Origin of the sequence: Marinobacterium iners (assembly GCF_017310015.1) — a bacterium.
Classification (GTDB): domain Bacteria; phylum Pseudomonadota; class Gammaproteobacteria; order Pseudomonadales; family Balneatricaceae; genus Marinobacterium; species Marinobacterium iners.
This window is the reverse complement of sequence record NZ_CP022297.1, coordinates 1,288,228-1,304,517: the sequence shown is the minus strand read 5'-3', so window position 1 is coordinate 1,304,517 and position 16,290 is coordinate 1,288,228. Positions and strand designations below refer to the sequence as shown.

16 protein-coding genes are annotated in these 16,290 nt (G+C 53.6%); 9 read left to right on the top strand and 7 right to left on the bottom strand.

Annotated features, from left to right (window positions below):
- Nucleotides 1–4 precede the first annotated feature (4 nt).
- Complete coding sequence (locus CFI10_RS06350) at nucleotides 5–583, bottom strand: putative pterin-binding protein (protein ID WP_242530139.1); 579 nt, start codon at nucleotides 581–583, stop codon at nucleotides 5–7.
- Between the two features lie 245 nt (nucleotides 584–828).
- Between CFI10_RS06350 and CFI10_RS06345 the strand changes: the two genes are divergently transcribed.
- Genes CFI10_RS06345 through CFI10_RS06330 form a run of 4 tightly spaced genes read left to right on the top strand, consistent with a single transcriptional unit; the run spans nucleotide 829 to nucleotide 4,619 of the window.
- Nucleotides 829–1,449, top strand: a complete 621-nt coding sequence (locus CFI10_RS06345) for a response regulator (protein WP_206840646.1) — start codon at nucleotides 829–831, stop codon at nucleotides 1,447–1,449.
- A 26-nt stretch (nucleotides 1,450–1,475) separates the two neighbouring features.
- On the top strand, nucleotides 1,476–1,790 hold the full coding sequence (locus CFI10_RS06340; protein WP_206840644.1) for a histidine kinase dimerization/phospho-acceptor domain-containing protein: 315 nt from the start codon (nucleotides 1,476–1,478) through the stop codon (nucleotides 1,788–1,790).
- A gap of 9 nt (nucleotides 1,791–1,799) precedes the next feature.
- Nucleotides 1,800–3,500, top strand: a complete 1,701-nt coding sequence (locus tag CFI10_RS06335) for an ATP-binding protein (protein WP_206840642.1) — start codon at nucleotides 1,800–1,802, stop codon at nucleotides 3,498–3,500.
- A gap of 27 nt (nucleotides 3,501–3,527) precedes the next feature.
- Entirely contained in the window at nucleotides 3,528–4,619 is a 1,092-nt protein-coding gene (locus tag CFI10_RS06330) for an HD-GYP domain-containing protein (RefSeq protein ID WP_206840640.1), read from the top strand.
- Between the two features lie 171 nt (nucleotides 4,620–4,790).
- Here the strand turns inward: CFI10_RS06330 and CFI10_RS06325 are convergent, their stop codons facing one another.
- From CFI10_RS06325 to CFI10_RS06310, 4 genes are all read right to left on the bottom strand, one after another.
- Nucleotides 4,791–6,083: a TRAP transporter large permease gene (locus CFI10_RS06325; protein WP_206840638.1), complete on the bottom strand. Its 1,293-nt coding sequence runs from the start codon at nucleotides 6,081–6,083 to the stop codon at nucleotides 4,791–4,793.
- Nucleotides 6,080–6,565, bottom strand: a complete 486-nt coding sequence (locus CFI10_RS06320) for a TRAP transporter small permease (RefSeq protein ID WP_206840637.1) — start codon at nucleotides 6,563–6,565, stop codon at nucleotides 6,080–6,082. Before CFI10_RS06320 ends, CFI10_RS06325 begins: the two co-directional genes overlap by 4 nt.
- Nucleotides 6,566–6,640: 75 nt before the next feature.
- On the bottom strand, nucleotides 6,641–7,681 hold the full coding sequence (locus tag CFI10_RS06315) for a TRAP transporter substrate-binding protein (protein WP_206840635.1): 1,041 nt from the start codon (nucleotides 7,679–7,681) through the stop codon (nucleotides 6,641–6,643).
- Nucleotides 7,682–7,708: 27 nt separating this feature from the next.
- On the bottom strand, nucleotides 7,709–8,911 hold the full coding sequence (locus tag CFI10_RS06310; protein WP_242530138.1) for a M20 aminoacylase family protein: 1,203 nt from the start codon (nucleotides 8,909–8,911) through the stop codon (nucleotides 7,709–7,711).
- A gap of 113 nt (nucleotides 8,912–9,024) precedes the next feature.
- Between CFI10_RS06310 and CFI10_RS06305 the strand changes: the two genes are divergently transcribed.
- Nucleotides 9,025–9,927, top strand: a complete 903-nt coding sequence (locus tag CFI10_RS06305; RefSeq protein ID WP_206840633.1) for a LysR substrate-binding domain-containing protein — start codon at nucleotides 9,025–9,027, stop codon at nucleotides 9,925–9,927.
- 19 nt (nucleotides 9,928–9,946) lie between these two features.
- Here CFI10_RS06305 and CFI10_RS06300 read toward each other — a convergent pair whose 3' ends face one another.
- Nucleotides 9,947–10,342, bottom strand: coding sequence for a DUF3429 domain-containing protein (locus tag CFI10_RS06300; protein WP_206840631.1), 396 nt, complete (start codon nucleotides 10,340–10,342; stop codon nucleotides 9,947–9,949).
- Between the two features lie 233 nt (nucleotides 10,343–10,575).
- Between CFI10_RS06300 and CFI10_RS06295 the strand changes: the two genes are divergently transcribed.
- The 4 genes from CFI10_RS06295 to CFI10_RS06280 all read left to right on the top strand — a co-directional run bounded on the left by CFI10_RS06295 (nucleotide 10,576) and on the right by CFI10_RS06280 (nucleotide 15,499).
- Nucleotides 10,576–11,601: a TRAP transporter substrate-binding protein gene (locus tag CFI10_RS06295; protein ID WP_206840629.1), complete on the top strand. Its 1,026-nt coding sequence runs from the start codon at nucleotides 10,576–10,578 to the stop codon at nucleotides 11,599–11,601.
- A gap of 96 nt (nucleotides 11,602–11,697) precedes the next feature.
- Nucleotides 11,698–12,351, top strand: coding sequence for a GntR family transcriptional regulator (locus CFI10_RS06290; RefSeq protein ID WP_206840627.1), 654 nt, complete (start codon nucleotides 11,698–11,700; stop codon nucleotides 12,349–12,351).
- 82 nt (nucleotides 12,352–12,433) lie between these two features.
- On the top strand, nucleotides 12,434–14,176 hold the full coding sequence (locus CFI10_RS06285; protein ID WP_206840626.1) for an FAD-dependent monooxygenase: 1,743 nt from the start codon (nucleotides 12,434–12,436) through the stop codon (nucleotides 14,174–14,176).
- A gap of 126 nt (nucleotides 14,177–14,302) precedes the next feature.
- On the top strand, nucleotides 14,303–15,499 hold the full coding sequence (locus tag CFI10_RS06280; RefSeq protein ID WP_206840624.1) for an MFS transporter: 1,197 nt from the start codon (nucleotides 14,303–14,305) through the stop codon (nucleotides 15,497–15,499).
- Here the strand turns inward: CFI10_RS06280 and CFI10_RS06275 are convergent.
- A complete protein-coding gene (locus tag CFI10_RS06275) occupies nucleotides 15,456–16,271 on the bottom strand; it encodes a CLCA_X family protein (protein ID WP_206840622.1) in 816 nt (271 codons plus the stop codon). The two genes, CFI10_RS06280 and CFI10_RS06275, sit on opposite strands and share 44 nt — an antisense overlap.
- Nucleotides 16,272–16,290 lie beyond the last annotated feature (19 nt).

Genomic DNA, 16,290 nt, shown 5'->3' with positions numbered 1-16,290 from the left:
TTGCTCAGCGCACCAGAATCGATTTCACCTGCCACACAGCACGGCTGTATGTCAGTTCATTATTCAACTGCGGGTTACTGTCAAAAGGGTAAACGATAAACAGTGGCCCCTTGTCGCGCACCCGCATGTAGGATCCGTTTTCCTTGATTGCCAGAATCACATCATCGGTGTAGTAGTCGCTGATCGGTACAGGTGCACTGTAGTCATTCAGTGCCGTAACCACGACCTCCTGCCCTTTCGCTCCAACCGCTGCAAGCAGGTCCCGCATCAAAGGCCCTTCGTAGCGCTGCACCCCATCATTCCATGGGGTCACTGTCTCAAGCACATGCATGCCAAGCTGCTCCAGCATCGCGCGATCAAACAGCATTTGGTTATCTCCACTGTTTGTATGTGAGATAGCACCCTCGACACTGAGAATCACATTCCCTTCAGGCTTGGACAGCGTAACGTCTTCGGACAGTGCCGGATGAAAAGCCAGCATCAATACCACAGCTGCAAGGATACGCTTCATGCTTTTTGCCTCATCTTCACCGTTGTTACGCTTCAGGAAACAAACGAGCACCTGCTCATTTGAGTCCAACACATTGGGCCAGTCGCTTGACGGAGACAAAAGTACTAAAAACTAAAATAATAGTAAAGTTGATAATTCTGAAAATTTTGATAATCTTGCTTTCAGTTTCACAGGGATACTGCAAAACAATACACACAAGCGCTGCGGAACAGCGCGAGGGTTACCGATAACAGAGGGTATAATTTGCTGACCGCAAACGGCTCTCGATCCGAGACCATTAAAAGTTGCCGTACGGATGCACTGGAGTCGCTAACACCATGACCGATAAGACAGTATTGAGTAGTGCAGAAGCCGCCAAACAGCTCAACGTGTCATTAAGAACGATCCAGCTATGGGTTGAACAAGATATTTTGCCTGCCTGGCGCACACCGGGTGGACACAGACGTATTCCAGCAGAAGCGGTAGCCCAACTGATTGCCCAGCAACAGGCTCAGGTAGCGCAACACACTCCAAAAAAGCCGGACCGTCCCCTCAAGATTTTGCTTGTCGAAGATGAAGTTTACCTGCGTAAGTTGTATTCAAAATATCTTGTCCGCTTGCACGTTCAGGTTGAATTGGAAGTCGCCGAAAACGGATTTCAGGGATTGATCAAACTTGGCGAGATTAAGCCGGACCTGCTCATTACGGACCTAATGATGCCGGCAATGGATGGTTGCGAAATGATACGTAGCATCCGAAAGGGGCAGTATCTTCCTGACAATCGAATTGTGGTCGTTACTGCAATGGACCCCAGTTCAGCGGAAGTGGCCGACTTGCGCCAAAGCGGTCTACAGGTACTGCACAAGCCCCTGCTTCTGGAAGACCTGAAGCAACTATTGGAGCAGTACCTCGGTGAGATCCGTACAACTGCACCAGTAGCGGCTTCTGCGGAAGTTTAATAGAAAAGATTAACTCGAAATAAGCCATGAATGATAAAACACCCTCTGACATGACAGACAGCCCCACTGATACAGCCGATGCGTGTATGGCCCTGGCCAATCGCTTTTCCTATACGGCCCATGACCTGCGCACGCCATTGAATGCCATTCTCGGCTTCGCCCAGGTACTGCAGTTTGAAGCCTCTCTCAGCGCTGATCAGCGAGACAGCCTGCAAGAAATTGATACCGCTGCGCGCTGCCTCAATGAGCGGCTCAATGCTGCCGTGGATATGGTGGCAGAGGAGCTGGAAAGAATCGCAAACCAGGCCAGCCCTGGTTCTACCGATAACCTTGACCATTGACCTGATCGCATGGCCATTTTATTCCGTCTTCCCGGCCGATTGAGACGTGACAGACTGCCACTGGCCGTTCTGTTGCTTGGCCTCGCGGTCACGACAGGGCTTGGACTCTATGAGCAGCAAGCAACTGATACAAAACAGGATGAGCAACTGCTCAATGAGCTTAGTCGGGTCAGCGCACAGATAGAGCAGGCTTTTCATCAGCGGCTTTCGGTTATCACCGGGTTGGAGGCATTCGTCCATAGTCAGCAGGACCTGGACTTGCGCCTGCCGGACCAGGAGAAACTGTTTTTCTACCGTTTTAATCGTTTCACCAGTGCAATGGAAAAGCAGGTGCCTGGCATTCTCAGCATGCAGCTGGCACCTGGTGCTGTATTGCAATACATGAGCAACCAGGCTGAGCACGCCGGGGCACTGGGACATGACTTGCTGGTGGATGATAATCGCCGAACTCAGGTGCTGCAGACGATCACGGCGCGATCTTTGATTGTCGCAGGTCCCCTGACACTGATTCAGGGTGGGGAAGCAATCGTGGCACGCAAGGCCATCTACACTCGCCCGCGCACTTTCCAGCCCAAGGACTTTATCGAAGCCGGACGCGCCAGCCACGATACCGAATGGTTGCAGCAGATCCCCACCGATTTCTGGGGGCTCGCGACGGTGTTGATCGATATTGATGAACTCTATTCTGCAGCCGGCCTTAACGCCTTACCAGACCAGGTAAGCTACGCGTTGCGTGGCCGGCACGGGCTGGGTCATGAAGGCGACATTTTTTGGGGCGACAAAACCGTTTTCGATCAAAACAGTGTCGAAATAACTGTTGCACTGCCTGCAGGTGAATGGGTTTTGGCGGCCAGAGACACTCGTCCTGTTCTGGGCTGGAGCACCCTCCTTGTGCTGATAATAGGTGCGCTGGTTAGCGTCTTTATCGCCTACTCCATTCGCCAATCACTTGAGAAGCGCCATTTTTTGGCGGTCAGTCGTGCCAAAACCGATTTCCTGGCCACCATGAGCCATGAGTTGAGAACCCCGCTCAACGCCATTCTGGGATTTTCACAACTGTTGCAACATGATGCTGAACTCAATGAAGACCAACGCGACAGTGTGGAGGAGATCAGCCGGGCGGGGCATCATCTCCTTGCATTGGTTAACGATGTTCTTGACCTTGTCAAAATAGAGTCGGGGCACCTGGACCTTTTAATCCAGGACGTTCAGGTCGCCCCAATCATTGCCGACTGTTGCTCCTTGCTGGCCCCAGCGGCACAGAGCAACCAGATTCAGCTGAATAACGACTGTCAGGGCCCCTGGTCCGTCCAGGCCGACTCAACTCGATTCAAGCAGGCATTTCTCAACCTGCTGTCAAACGCCATTAAATATAACAATCGTGGCGGCCGCGTTGACATTCACTGCCACACCACCAGTGAAGGCTTTCTGCGCATCAGCCTTTCGGATACTGGAAGTGGCATCTCAACCGAGAGGATGCAGCAACTGTTTCAGCCCTTCAATCGACTGGATATGAAGAACAGCCATATCGAGGGTACAGGTATTGGGCTGGCGATAGTCAAAAGCCTGATCACCAATATGAATGGTCGCGTGGGTGCAACCAGCACCCCAAATGTCGGCAGCTGCTTCTGGCTGGAACTGCCGTTGGTCAGTGTTTCATCCGAAACGAACACTGATGACGCCTCTCAGGCACCTGCACCCAAATTCTGATCCATCCCTAGACTTGAGCATCACACCATGACTAACTCCTGGCAGTTAAGCCCTCATCAAGCGTCTATCCTGATCATTGATGATGAGTCCGCAAACCTTAAGCTGCTGCAGAAGATGTTGCGCAGTCTTGGCTATGATCAGTTACATCTGATTCAGGACCCCCGAGAGGCCCTTTCCGCTTTTAACCTGTTTCAGCCACATCTCGTGTTGCTGGATCTGAATATGCCGCATCTGAATGGATTCGATGTGCTGAAGCAGTTTGCCGAAAGTGAAACCACGCTCAAGCCGCCTGTTATAGTACTCACCGCACACAGCGACCGCGACACACGCTTGAAGGCCCTGAACGAAGGGGCACGCGACTTTATCGGCAAGCCTTTTGATCTGGCTGAACTGCAGGTTCGCGTACGCAACCTGCTGGACGCTCATATGGCCCATCGTCTGGTACATGACCAGAAAACGGTACTCGACCAGCTCGTTGATCAACGTACAGAAGAGTTGCGTAGAACCCGGCTTGAAGCGATCAACCGCCTCGGGCTGGCAGCCGGCTACCGTGACAATGAAACCGGTGAGCACATCACCCGTGTAAGCCTGTATTGCCGCCTGATTGCACGCCAACTGGGTTGGAACAGCCATGATTGTGAACTTATACATGATGCAGCACCGATGCATGACATCGGTAAAATTGGCATTCCTGACGAGGTACTGCTTAAACCTGGCAAGCTGACTGATTCTGAATTTGAAACCATAAAACTGCACCCTCAAATTGGTGCTGACCTGCTGCGTGGTGATGAGTCTGACCTGATGCAGATGGCCCACAGTATTGCACTGACCCATCATGAGAAATGGGACGGAACCGGCTACCCTCAGGGACTAAAGGGTGAAGACATCCCGCTTGAGGGGCGCATTGTAGCTGTTGCCGATGTGTTTGATGCTGTCACCTCAGACCGCCCATACAAACGTGCTTGGAGTTTTGATGAGGCTACCGATTACATTAGAACGAACGCAGGCAGCCATTTCGACCCTCAGGTGGTCAAATGCTTTTTAAGTGTGCTGGGTGAAGTGAAACAGATCTATAAGACCAATCAAGATGCTGCCCAAGAAGCGTGCTCAGCTGCGTAATCCATCCACTACTGTTGCTCAACAGTGCCAAGCCGTCTCGCGCGTTCGGCAGTCTCCTCTAAATAGTGGCCGTCTAAATACCAGTCACCATACAAACAAAACAGGCGCGATTGGACCTGTTTTGTTTGTATATGCCATGCACTGATAGTGATACAGGGATCGAGCGTAGCCCTATTGCATCCAGTAAACCATCTGCAGCGTGAATGCCGGGAACAATACCAGCAGGACCAGCCTGATCAAATCCACACCGATAAAGGGCACCAGTCCCTTGAAAATATCCGTGAACGCAACGTGAGGCAGAGTCGCCTTGAGCACAAAAACGTTCATGCCAATGGGCGGTGTAATCAGGGCAATTTCCGTTACCACCACCACGATGATTCCGAACCAGATCAGATCAAAACCATTAGCCAGAATGATCGGGGTAAACAACGGTACGCAGATCAGGATGATGGCCAATGAGTCCATCACACACCCCAGCAGAAGAAACACCAGCAAAACGACCAGAATCAGCTGGTAGGGGCTGAGCTGAGCTTGCTCGACCATCTCCAGCAAACCTTCCCCCAGACCGGAAAAAGCGACCAGTTTGGCAAACAGCATGGCACCGAACAGAACACTGTAGAGCATCACTGAGGTAAAGGCAGACTCCAGGAAGATATGCTTGAAATCAGCCTTGCTCATGCGCCGCTGCAACAGAGCGATAATGAGGGCAAAACCCGCACCCATACCAGCAGCTTCCGTCGCCGTGAAGATTTTGGCATAAATGCCACCGATGATCAGTGCAAACAGCAGACAGAACGGCCAGACACCTTTGAGTGAACTCAACTTCTCTGCAAGGCTGCTTTTTTCCCCACGAGGCGCATGCTCCGGTTTAATCAGCGCAATTACATAGATAGCCAGCATGTACAACACCAGCCCCAAAATGCCCGGCACTATTCCTGCGATAAACAGGTGACCAATATTGGTCTGAGTCAGGATGCCGTAGATCATGAGTATGATCGATGGCGGTATGAGAATGCCCAGGGATCCACCCGCCGCGATGGTTGCCGAGGCAAGCGAATCGGAGTAGCCATACTTTTTCATACTGGGATAGGCTACCTTGGACATGGTTGCAGCGGTCGCAAGACTTGAGCCACACACAGCGCTGAACCCCGCACAGGTGGCCATGGTCGACAATGCCATACCGCCGCGCACATGGCCAAGATAAGCATTGGCCGCACGGAAAAGGTCAGCCGAGATCCCCGTACGCGAGAGAATATTTCCCATGAGAATGAACAACGGCACCACCGCCAGCTCATAGGAGAATACTGCGTCGGAAATAGTCATCGAGATCATGGTGAGTGAAGCTTCATGACCCAGCTCAACCGCAATACCGATGATGGATACGGTCAATAACGCGAATGCCAGCGGCACGCGCATAAAAGCCAGCAAAAGTACCGAAGCAAGAGCGACCAAACCGGTAATCATAAGGTTTCCTCCGGATGAACATCCTGACTGACCTGTTTGGGCAAAACGCTGGCACAGGCACTGACAAAGCAACTGAAGCTGATCAAGGCATACATGTAACTGCGTGGTATAAGCAGTGCCTGACTGACTTCCTGAATCTCGATGGCATCCATCGCAGCGATGAAAAACTGATAGCTGACCAACAACAGAATCACGCAGATCAGTCCATTCGTCAGATAACGCCACCAGCGCATGGCGCCTGTCATGATGAATCGATCGAACAGGTCGACCGCCAAATGCCCACGGGCAGAAGTCAGTAGAGGCAAACCGCTGAACACGATGACAGCCATCAGATGCTCGGTCAGGTCATGAGCTCCATAAATCGGAATATTGAAAAAAAGACGCCCAATCACATCAGCAAAGGTCAGCAGCACCATCGCCAGCAGTGACAGCATCAGTACCGACTCAATGAATTGGCGAATGCGGTTAGTGAATATGTGCACGTTGATACTCCATCTTCAAAACGGCTATTGCTCAAATAGAGTGACCCGGCCTCCGATAAAGCGGCCGGGCGTGCATTACTGACCGACAAGTACCTGATAGCGCTGCTGATAAAAGCGGGCCATATCCAAGGCATTATCTACACCGAAGCTTGGACCTTCCGCTGCCCACTCCTCCAGCATGGCATTTCGAATTGTTCGGATTCGATCAAGCAGCTCGGCTGATGGCGTGCTAAAACTGTGCCCTTCTTTCAGCAGCACACCTTTCGCCTGATCCAACTGCTTCTGAAACTCGCTGCCCCAAAGGCGGGCAAAGGCCTCACCGGAAACAGCCATGATGGCCTGCTGATCTTCGGCAGATATTGTCTTCCACTTGCGCTCATTCAGCACAAGGAAGAAGGTCGCATCATAGAAACCGTCCTGAATTTCAGTATGGTGGGGCAGCAGTTCTGTCAGACGGAAATTAATCACCGATTCAAGTGTATGCAGTGATGCATCGAGTACACCGCCTTCCAGCAGCTCATACGCCTTGGTTCCGGGGGCAGCAATGGGCACCGCACCCAGCCCTTCCAACAGACGTTTCTGGATGGGGCCGCCCATCCGCACCTTCTGATTAGCGAGGTCTTCAGGAGTGACTATGGCCTTACTGGAATGATTGATAACGCCAGGCCCCAGCGTCCCGACCCCCAGCATTTTCACCCCGGAAAAGGCAGCATTGTCACTCAGATACTTTTCGTAGGTATCCCAAAGCGCAACCGATGTTGCTTCTGTCTTCTCGCCGCTGAACGGCAACTCGGCAAACCACAATGACTTGAAACGCTCCGGCTCATAGGTGAAATTGCCCCAAGTGATATCAGCAACGCCTTTACGCGCCAGCTCCCAATGCTGAGCCGGGCTGCCAACGGGTTTGGGCAACATGCGCACCTTGACACGTCCATCAGTTGCGGTTTCAACCTTGTCAGCCCATACCTGCAGAATATCGGTGGTTACAAAATGGGTTGGTGGCACCCAGTTTGATAGCGTGAGAGTGGTAGCCTGCACCGAAAACGAAGAGATCGACAGCACTGTCGCTGCGCCGACACCTTGCATGATCGTTTTTATTGTTGTTTTTGCGTTCATAATAATTGCCTTCTGCTTATATTGTTTTTATTGGTTCGAGAAATAGTGCGTTGCGAGGGCAACCCAAAGCCGGGCTCCGCCTTCAAGAGATTCATCATTGAAATCGTAGTGGGGGTTATGGACACTGCAGGGGCCTGTTCGGTGGCCGTGTGCGAAACCGTTATCACCATTACCGATCAACACGTAGCAGCCCGGCACCTGCTGCAGCATGTAGGCAAAATCCTCACTGCCTGTCAGCGGTTGACTTGATGCATTTACCTGGTCTGCACCAAATACTTCACGGGCAACCATCTCGATCTGCAGTGATTCGATCTCACTGTTGATCAGAACGGGATAGCCGTATTCATATTCAACCTGTGCAGTACATTCATAGGCCTCGGCCATTTGCTCTGCCAGCGCAACGATCCGCTGTTGCAGTCGTTCACGCACCCGAGGCTGTAAGGCACGCACACTCAATTCAAGCAGCCCCTCTTCCGGAATAATGTTGTAGACCTCACCGGCCTTTAATCGCCCAATGCTGATCACTCCACTATCAAGCGGGTCCAAATTGCGTGCGATCAAGCTTTGCAGCCCAAGCACGCACGCTGCCAAGGGCTGGGTCGGATCGACCGCCAACTGCGGCAGCCCACCATGGCCACCCTTGCCACGGAACCGTATCAACACCTTGTCGGATGAGCACATGAACGGGCCACTGCGAAACTCACACCGGCCAACTGCAATGCCGGGAAAATTATGCAGCGCAAAGATGGCATCACAGGGGAACTGATCAAATAGCCCTTCATCGATCATCCGCTGAGCCCCTCCTTGCCCGCCAACTTCTTCCGCCGGCTGAAAAATCAGGTGCAAGGTTCCATTCAAGGTCGTGTCAGAGGTGTTAATCTGTGCCAGCGCCTTGGCTGCGCCCAGCAAAATAGCGGTATGACCATCATGCCCACAGGCGTGCATTTTACCGGCAATTTGACTCTGCCAAGGCAGCCCGGTTTGCTCCTGCAGGGGCAAGGCATCCATATCGGCACGCAGCCCAAGACGCGGCCCGCTGCCATCACCAAATACCAGCCGACCCACTACTCCTGTTTGGGCCAACCCACGGTGGACTTCATACCCCCACTGCTGCAGACACTCGGCCACCAGTTGACTGGTCGCCTGCTCTTCAAACCCCAGTTCGGGATGCTGGTGAATGCGATGACGCCACTCCTTCATCGCTGGTAAATCGAGATCAAACGACACCATGTAAAGCCCCTCACAAACGCGTCAGCGTGTTTACGCAACAGTTATACGCCTTTCAGTGATCATAAAAAGACATTAATATTGTCTTGGTGAACACTTTTTGAGATCGCCTATACATGAAGCATCAACAGATTCGGGCGCTGGTTCAGATTGCAGACAGCGGTTCCATACGCGCCGCCGCGCGACAGCTGCACATCAGCCAAAGTGCTCTGACGCGCGCCATGCGTGAGCTGGAAGAAGATGTGGGCGCCGAACTGATTACCCGCAGCTATCGCGGGGTAACGTTTACCCCTGCGGGGAACGCCCTGTTGCAACGTGCGCGCCTGATTCTTGAAACCATTGATCGAGCTCGGAACGAGGTTAAACAGATCACGGGGGGAAGCGGTGCCAGAGTCACGATCGGTGTCACGCCAGTCGTCGCCGCCACCATGCTGCCGGGCATATACCGGCAGTTCATCCACCAGATGCCGGAAGCGAACCTGAAATTGACTGAAGGGCTTTTGACGGGAATCGTACCCGACCTGATCGAAGGAAGGCTGGACTTCGGCGTGGCGATCGCCACTCAAAACGAACTGCCTCAGGAGCTGGTTTTCAACCCTCTGTGTCAGATCGAGTCATGCGTGGCGGGGCGCGTTGATCACCCTTTGGTCAACGAAACCGACTGGCCTGCTTTGTTGCAACAGCGTTGGGTTCTGAACCTGACACACGGTAGCAGTGCCAACCACCTACTGGACTGGCTGGATCAGCAGGGCCTGCCAAGGCCTCAGCACATTGTCAGTTGCACATCACCACTACTGATGCTGGAAATGATGCGCAGAACGGATTTGATCGGTTACGGGCCTGCCCGATTTCTTCAGGATGACCTGGCAGCCAGGGGAGTCGCCAGCTTCAACATTCAACCTCAGCCACCTGCAAACAGCTTGGGCATCGTGCGTGTGCGCGGCGTACCCATAACCCCCGCCGCTCAGCTGCTCGAATCGCTGTTTATCCGCAGTGCAAATTACAGTTTCAGCCCATAAACAGTTTGCAGGATGACGCTCACAGCCCGAAAAACAGCCAGCTGCCATGGCATACCATCACAACCAGGCTTAGGCAGCGCCGCAGTTGGCGGTACTCCTTGATCTTTAACTGACTGTAATCATATGCCCACCACAGTGCATATGCTGCCAATAACAGCATCAACGCTGCCTGCTGCGGCAGCAGCAGCGCCAGCCATCCCAGCAGGCTCGGCAGCATGCACAGACAGAGCCGCCAGCTGTTACTCCACTGTTCGTCCCTCAGCGCCACTCCCCAATGAATCCCGCCCAAAAACGACAGGATTACCGCGCTGTACGACAGAAAAAATGTGATTGCCCAAGGCTGATACATCAATGCCGTTAGTCCAACAAAGGGAATCAAACCGGATAGGCCAAGTAAATAGGCTGTTTTGTTCATGAGCTGTGCCCTGATCACCGTGATAAAGTACCTATGAATACGATACCGCTCTGTTTTGGTTCACCCCTTTAGGTCACAGCTTGCTTACCGGCACTTGTTTGACAGATAGCCGAACCAGTAGCGTCACAATTTACTTGCTCATCTCTTCTAGCATGCTAACATGCTAGTATGTCAATCAAGGTTGACTGATTGATACATGTGACCTGACTAACTATAAAATCAAAGGTGACTCAATGAAGAAGACTGCTCTCAGCCTGGGACTCGCCATGGCGTTCACCGGCCTTGCCTCTACCTCCCAAGCCGCGACCGAACTGAACTTTGCAACCTGGATGCCACCTGGCCATCCGATAAATGCGACCATTCTGCCTCAATGGGCCAAGCAAATTGAGGCCGAGACTGAAGGGCGCGTCAGTGTGAAATTCGAATACAACCTGGGTGAACCCGGCTCCATGTTTTCCATCGCTGAGGATGGTGTGGCTGATGGTGCTTGGGGGTTCCATGGATATGTTCCCGGTCGCTTCCCTCTGACCGAAGCCGTTGAAATGCCGATGCTGGGTGCCAATGCCGAAGCGGCATCCGTCAGTTTCTGGAATGTGTACAACGAATACTTTGCAAAGGCAGGCGAGTTTGATGGCCTTGAATTGATGGCTTTGTGCACACATGGCCAAGGGCAGCTGCATACCAAATTCCCCATCAACGCCTTAAGCGACCTCAAGGGCAAAAAAATACGCGTTGGCGGCGGTGTACAAAGTGAAATTGCCAAACGCATGCAAGTGACACCTGTCGCAGCACCCGGGCCCAAAATTTATGAACTACTTCAGCAGGGGGTCATTGATGGAATCACAATGCCCCAGAGTGAACAGCGCGGCTTGAGACTCAATGAAGTGACGTCGCACCTGACGGTATATCCCAGCGGCCTCTATCTCGGCAGCCTGTCCATCTTTCTGAACCCGGAGTTCATGGCCAGCCTGAGTGAGGAAGACCAGGCGGCCATTCGTCGCGTCTCCGGTGAAAACCTTTCACGCACGTGCGGTCAGGCATTTGACGCCGCCGACGAGGACGGTATCAAGACCGCTCGGGAAAGTGGTGTCAACGTCAACGAGCTGCATCCCGGTGATGCGTTAACACAAGAACTCACCACCGTCCTTGAGGGCATCGACCAGGCCTGGCTGGAAAAAACCTCAGCATCTGGCGTTGATAACAAAGCTGCTCTGCAGGCCCTTCGTCAGCGTGCTCGTGATTATCAACCGGAGTCCTGATACACGCCAGAGCGCTTTCAGGTTCTGATTAACCCGAATGCACTCTATAATCATCCTCTGTTTCCTTAAAAAACACCGGGTGCGGGTTTCTTGACAATGCGAATTATCAACAAGAAGGATCTTATATATCAGGATGTACTGGGGCGACTGTTAAGTCGGCAGTACAAGTTTGGTGAGAAGGTCTCGGTCAAGGATATCAGCAACGAAACTGGCGTCAGTCGTCAACCTATCATGACCGCACTGAATAACCTTCAGGAGCGGGGGTTCGTACATATCACCGCTCAGGTGGGCTGCGAAGTGGTCGATCCGGCCGTGTCCGAGGTAGCAGATTTCTATCGGATGTTTTCTGCTACCGAAGGCCTGATTGCCAGCCTGGCCGCTGAGCGCCATACACCGGATGAACTGCTCAGGCTGAAGGAAATTAACGAGCAAATTATCGCACTCGGTCACAACTCGGCCCAACTGTCGGAGCGTTACCGTCAACTGAATGCCGACTTTCACCGGCATTTGCAGCGAATGGCCCGCTCGGAAATTCTGAGCACACGCCAAATGTCGAACTTTGAGCTGTCTGATTTTTTTATCGTGCAAACCTGTGGCTTTCACATCCATCTGGATGCCGCCACTGATGAGCACACGATGATTATTGAAGCAATACGGAATCGGGATATACAGGCCGCCTATAAAGCTGCAGAAGAACACATTGCCAGCGTATCCCGCGACGTAGTGACGTTCATGCAGCACTCGTCCTGAGATAAACCGGAGCCGTACTCAGCGGCACTTTGTCCAGAGAACTAACATGCTAGTATGCAAGAATAAACATAAGAGGCCGAATATGCAGACTGACCACTTTGATACCGATGTCTTGATTATTGGTACCGGACCAACAGGGGCAACCGCTGCCTTGGCACTGGCCACCTATGGCATCAATGCCCACATGGTGTCTCGCACCAACTGGCTTGCCGATACGCCCCGTGCCCACATTACCAATCAGCGCACCATGGAAGTGTTCCGCGCGCTGGATATTGAGGAAGAGCTGTATCGCCACGCGACCCCCTGGGATCAGATGGGCGACAGCCTGTTCACCACCAGCCTTGCAGGAGAGGAGTTGGCGCGCCTGCGTTGCTGGGGTACCGGCGATGAGCGCAAGGGGGATTACCTCAGTGGCAGCCCCTGCGAACTGCTCGATATCCCACAGCCGGTTGTAGAGCCGGTGATTTTCAAGAACGCACTTGAACGCGGCGCAAGCGCAGCATTCAATATCGAATATGTCAGCCACACACAGGATGACGAAGGAGTTTCCGTTACACTGCGAGATCTGATTCAGAACAGAGAATACGTCCTGCGTGCACGCTACCTTATCGGTGCCGATGGAGCCCGCTCACGGGTCGCACAGGATATCGACCTGCCCATTGAAGGACATCATGGCAGGGCCGGTACCGTATATGTGAATTTCAGGGCTGACTTGTCGGAATATGTCGAGCATCGTCCCAGCATTTTGCACTGGATCGTGTCACCTCATGCCAGCTTTGGTGAAATCGGCATGGGACTTCTGCGCGCGGTCAAGCCCTGGAACGAATGGATTGCAGGTTGGGGCTTTGATATTTCGAAAGGCGATCCTGAACTGATTGACTCCGAGCTGACCGAACGTGTCCGCCTGCTGACAGGTGTGCCTGACCTTGAAATCGAGATCATCACCAAGTCCATCTGGTATGTAAATCAGGCATACGCAACGGAATACTCTCGAGGCCGTGTGTTCTGTGGCGGTGATGCCGTACACCGTCACCCGCCTTCAAGCGGGCTGGGACTGAACACCTGCGTACAGGATGCCTTTAACCTGGCCTGGAAAATTGCCGCGGTTATCAAGGGGGATGCCAAAGCTGATCTGCTCGAGACCTACACTCAGGAACGCGCACCGGTCGGCAAACAGATCGTGCTGCGTGCCAACCAGTCACGTATTGATTACGGTGCGCTGCACAAGGCGTTCCGCGTCGAAGGGGCCGAAAACCCGGTTGTCGCCGGCATTGAGCGCCTGAAGTCGCCAACCCCTGAAGGTGAAGCCGCACGAGAAGCCCTTAATCAAGCGCTCGAGCTGAAGAATACCGAGTTCAACGCGCAGGGTGTCGAGATGAACCAGCGCTATCACTCCTTGGCAATCGATGAGTCGGAAGAGGCCGAAGAAGTCTGGGACAAAGACCGACAGCTGTACCTGAAGGCCACCACGCGACCGGGGGCAAAACTGCCGCACGCCTGGTTGATAGACGCCAAGGGCATGAAGGTATCAACCCTGGATCTGGTCAAGGGTTATGGTTTCACGCTGATGACCGGCCTGTCGGGAAATGCCTGGGACACGGCACTGAAGTCGATCGACAAGCCGTGCCTGAGGTTACTTCAGGTAGGCGATGTCATAAAAGATCCCTATTGTGAATGGCAGCGCAGACGCGAAATACCCGAGTCCGGTGCCCTGCTGGTAAGGCCGGACGGCTATGTCGCCTGGCGTTGCATGGAGGCCGTGCAGGATGCAACGGAGGCAACACAACGCCTTGAGCAGGCGCTGGATTCAATCCTGCTGCAATAAACAGCCCGCTATTCAGGTAAAGTAACGCCCTTTGGCGCTGCACCCGGTATCCATCTACCGGACGCAGCGCCGGTTTCGTTGTGCATCTGAATGCCCCCCAAACAGCCGCATGGATCTGCCTCCAGTATGAAAAGCATCAATCACCGCCCCGCCCTGTTCACGCTGTTTCTGGGCTTTATTGCTTCATTGGGTCCGCTTTCAATTGACATGGGATTGCCGGGGCTCTCGGGGATTGAGGCGTATTACCGGCTCGCAAGTGGCAAGGGTGCACTTACTTTCAGCTTCTTCGTGGCGGGCCTGGCCGTTTCGCCGCTGCTGGGCGGTATAGTGTCAGACCGGTTTGGGCGCAAGCCGGTGATTCTGTTTTCCCTGCTCCTGTATGTGGCTGCAGCCCTGTTGTGCAGTATGGCGCCCAGCTTTGATCTGCTGCTGGGCGCAAGGCTGCTGCAGGGGCTGGCCGCCGGGCTGTGCATTGCCATTCCGATCGCGATCATCCGCGACACACTGGAGGGCGAAGCCGCGCGGCTGCGGATCTCCTACATGATCATGCTGGTCGGGATTGCACCCTTGGTGGCACCACTGCTGGGCAGCCTGGTGATGCAGTTTGGCCCCTGGCAGCGCATTCACGACTTTCAGGCGGTAATGGGTGCAGTTTCACTGTTGATTATTGCACTCACCTTCACCGAGACCTTGCCTACCGAGAAGCGACAGACCCTCAAGGTCAGCGATATTGTGACCGAGTTGCGCAGCATTATGACTCAACGTGTGTTTCTGCTTGCAACCCTGATCTACACGCTGGGCTTCTGTACGCTGTTTACCTATGTCTCGGCCTCGTCCAGCCTGTTTGTAGACCGCTATGGTTTCTCCATCGACCAACTGGCGCTGATCATGGCCTTTACATCGGGACTTGCCGGAGTCGGCTCCTGGCTTAACGCACAACTGGCCAAGAGAGGTGTTACCACCAGCCGGGTGATCCTGATCGGCTTGCTGTGCATGCTGGTACCCTCTTTCATCCTGTTGTTCATGCCAGATGTGCAGGCACTGGTGCTGGGCAGCTTGATGGCGTTCATTCTGCTCGGTTTCGGCCTGTTGTCACCGGCTGCCAACCATGTGGCGATGGAGGTGATCGATCAGGGCAAGGGCAAGGCATCCGGCGTAATGCGGTTGTTCCAGATGAGCTCAGCTGCACTGATTTCGGCACTGTATACACTCCTGATCGGGATGATCGGCAGCGTAACCGCCACCGCCCTGTTGGTGCTGGTCAGCGCGCTGCTGGGACTCAAGTGCTGGCTGTCGCTGGTCCGTTGTCAGCAACACGCCTGAGCGCCACACCCAGCAGATCGAAATAGTCTCGAAAGGCCTGGTGAACGCTTTGCCGCTGTTCACCTTGAGGAAACAGCCCAAGTTTTGCCTCTTTTGAAGAACGAGTGCCCTTGACCAGAAAGTGGTTGCAGATCGGCTGGTCCTGCACAAATGCTTCGAAGGCGCGGGCACACATCTCTTCCGGCAGGCTGTAGTAAAGACTGTTCAACTGCTTGTCCATCGCCATGGAGGCACGGCACAGCTCGCTAGGCCCGTCGCCGGAGGGATCCAGCATGATCGCCTTGAAGCAGGCAAACAGACGGTCATTCAGCAGATGAGGCACCGGGGTCGCGTCATGCAGCCAGGCCTTGGAGGCAAACACACCCTTTGGTGCATCGCTGAAACACTTGTCGGCCAGATAGTGGTCCAACGCGTGAAACCACTCATGAGCAATACTGCCGGGGCCCGCATTCTTGGCCAGAGAGAAACAGCGTGTGGCCGGTGTGTAATGTGCCACCACGCCAGGCCGGCCACCAATACCGTATTGAAACGCCAGCGTACCACGCAGAGAGATCAGCTTTTCCGGCCCGTTCAGGATCGCCATCAGATCACCAAGGGCATCATAAAAATGTGCTGCAGCTTGCTCGTTTTCAGCTCGCGTTACCCAGCGACCGATCTCGATGGAGCGAAAATCATAACGTTTGCGCACTTCGGCAAAACTGATGATTTCGCCGAAGCGGTGCTCGGGGCCACGACGAAAGAAAGTGCGACGGGAATCACGAGGTGCTGCCATTAGATTACTTGCAAGAGAC

What these genes read in the sequence shown, in the direction of transcription:
- CFI10_RS06305 (WP_206840633.1), top strand. Translation starts at nt 9,025, where the DNA reads ATGAAGCATCAACAGATTCGGGCGCTGGTTCAGATTGCAGACAGCGGT.
- CFI10_RS06335 (WP_206840642.1), top strand. Translation starts at nt 1,800, where the DNA reads ATGGCCATTTTATTCCGTCTTCCCGGCCGATTGAGACGTGACAGACTG.
- CFI10_RS06310 (WP_242530138.1), bottom strand. Translation starts at nt 8,911, where the DNA reads ATGGTGTCGTTTGATCTCGATTTACCAGCGATGAAGGAGTGGCGTCAT.
- CFI10_RS06295 (WP_206840629.1), top strand. Translation starts at nt 10,576, where the DNA reads ATGAAGAAGACTGCTCTCAGCCTGGGACTCGCCATGGCGTTCACCGGC.
- CFI10_RS06330 (WP_206840640.1), top strand. Translation starts at nt 3,528, where the DNA reads ATGACTAACTCCTGGCAGTTAAGCCCTCATCAAGCGTCTATCCTGATC.
- CFI10_RS06315 (WP_206840635.1), bottom strand. Translation starts at nt 7,681, where the DNA reads ATGAACGCAAAAACAACAATAAAAACGATCATGCAAGGTGTCGGCGCA.
- CFI10_RS06275 (WP_206840622.1), bottom strand. Translation starts at nt 16,271, where the DNA reads ATGGCAGCACCTCGTGATTCCCGTCGCACTTTCTTTCGTCGTGGCCCC.
- CFI10_RS06285 (WP_206840626.1), top strand. Translation starts at nt 12,434, where the DNA reads ATGCAGACTGACCACTTTGATACCGATGTCTTGATTATTGGTACCGGA.
- CFI10_RS06340 (WP_206840644.1), top strand. Translation starts at nt 1,476, where the DNA reads ATGAATGATAAAACACCCTCTGACATGACAGACAGCCCCACTGATACA.
- CFI10_RS06290 (WP_206840627.1), top strand. Translation starts at nt 11,698, where the DNA reads ATGCGAATTATCAACAAGAAGGATCTTATATATCAGGATGTACTGGGG.
- CFI10_RS06300 (WP_206840631.1), bottom strand. Translation starts at nt 10,342, where the DNA reads ATGAACAAAACAGCCTATTTACTTGGCCTATCCGGTTTGATTCCCTTT.
- CFI10_RS06345 (WP_206840646.1), top strand. Translation starts at nt 829, where the DNA reads ATGACCGATAAGACAGTATTGAGTAGTGCAGAAGCCGCCAAACAGCTC.
- CFI10_RS06325 (WP_206840638.1), bottom strand. Translation starts at nt 6,083, where the DNA reads ATGATTACCGGTTTGGTCGCTCTTGCTTCGGTACTTTTGCTGGCTTTT.
- CFI10_RS06280 (WP_206840624.1), top strand. Translation starts at nt 14,303, where the DNA reads ATGAAAAGCATCAATCACCGCCCCGCCCTGTTCACGCTGTTTCTGGGC.